The sequence below is a fragment of the Bacillus sp. BC05(2025) genome (assembly GCF_056725905.1).
This window is the reverse complement of the sequence record NZ_JBWYRA010000034.1, coordinates 1-1,414: the sequence shown is the minus strand read 5'-3', so window position 1 is coordinate 1,414 and position 1,414 is coordinate 1. Positions and strand designations below refer to the sequence as shown.

Below are 1,414 nucleotides of genomic sequence, written 5' to 3'. Positions count from 1 at the left end.
TACTCTAATCGTCAACACCTTTTATTTAATTAATAATAAAAATAATTTTAAAGGTATTTTCATTATTCGTTTCACCTTTCTCTATTTCAATGAAATAAAGAAAAGAACACCCTATTACACACAAGACATCCTTTTCTTTAAACATTATATACATACCCTTATAAACTTTAACATTCTTCATTCTCTTTAACATTTCGATTGCCCGACATAAATAAATCAATTAACTTACGTTTATCTGCCCATATCACTCCAAATAAAACTAAGCTACCGCCTATTACTATTCTCCATGTTAAAAATTCATTTAATAGAACAATTGAAGCAACAATACTTATTAACGGTAAGGCATTTAAATATAATCCACTTACTGATGCCGAGACTGTCTCTAATGCTCTATTCCAAAGCCAGTACGCTAAAATTGTTGCCCCAATAACAAGATATACGACACTTAGTCCCGCCTTCCATGTTTCAACCTTTGGAAAACCGTAATAAAAAGTTTCTACCATTGCAAATGGTAATAGAATAACAGCTCCAATAATTAAGGTTAATGTTGTAAAAACCTCGTTTGATAGATACTGTTCTTGTTTTGGCCTTTTCAGTAATACTGTATAGAAACCAAATAAGAAAGTACTTAATAAAATAAGGGCATCTCCTATTAAAGATACTTCTTGATCGCCATTACTAGATGGGATTGTAATAAGAAGTACACCAGCAGCCCCGAGTACAATACCGATCCAATAATTAAGCTGAATTTTCTCTTTCAAAAAGAATGCTGAAAAAAGAATTGTAACTAAAGGTAACGCAGCATCAATAATACTAACATGCAATCCACTTGTTAAAGAAATCCCGTAGGATGTGAACATAAAGTAACCAGCTACACCAGTAAAAGACAGTAAACTCATCCTTTTCCATGGCACTTGTTTATGTACAACTGACCTTTTTAATTGTTTAAATGAAAATAGTAAGCAGATTCCACCAGCGAAGAAAAGGCGAATAAACAACAAAGTAAATGGCTGAATAGATTCTAATGCCCACTTTGTTGGTGCAATGGCTGTGCCCCATAACATAACAGCCGCTAATAACATGCATATTTCTTTCATAATCCCCCCACACCCATCAAAAAATATATGTTAACTATCTTAATTATAGATTTTTTCTTACGTGAAATCCTTTAAAAACGAAAAAACGTTATGTGAAAAAACAACTGAATAGCTATTTTCTACATAACGGTTTCATATAAAAAGTAAAATATTTTTAGTCACGCTACAACTCAATTCATATAAAAGGTAATACCTACCTTCGGCTAATATTCAAACGTATTACTTTATACCTCTTTATCCAATCATCGTCCAACATTCATTTGGAACTATTTCTATTTCATTCTCTTCCCTCTTTAGGATTATTAAATATATGAATC

Annotated in this window: 1 protein-coding gene; it reads right to left on the bottom strand. The window is 31.7% G+C overall.

The window, feature by feature from the left end; translation table 11 throughout:
• Positions 1-167: 167 nt before the first annotated feature.
• On the bottom strand, positions 168-1,097 hold the full coding sequence (locus ACZ76X_RS28960) for a DMT family transporter (RefSeq protein ID WP_479852476.1): 930 nt from the start codon (positions 1,095-1,097) through the stop codon (positions 168-170).
• Between the last annotated feature and the right edge of the window lie 317 nt (positions 1,098-1,414).

Bases quoted from the DNA above. Each gene is read 5' to 3' on its own strand.
- ACZ76X_RS28960 (WP_479852476.1), bottom strand. From the start codon at position 1,097: ATGAAAGAAATATGCATGTTATTAGCGGCTGTTATGTTATGGGGCACA.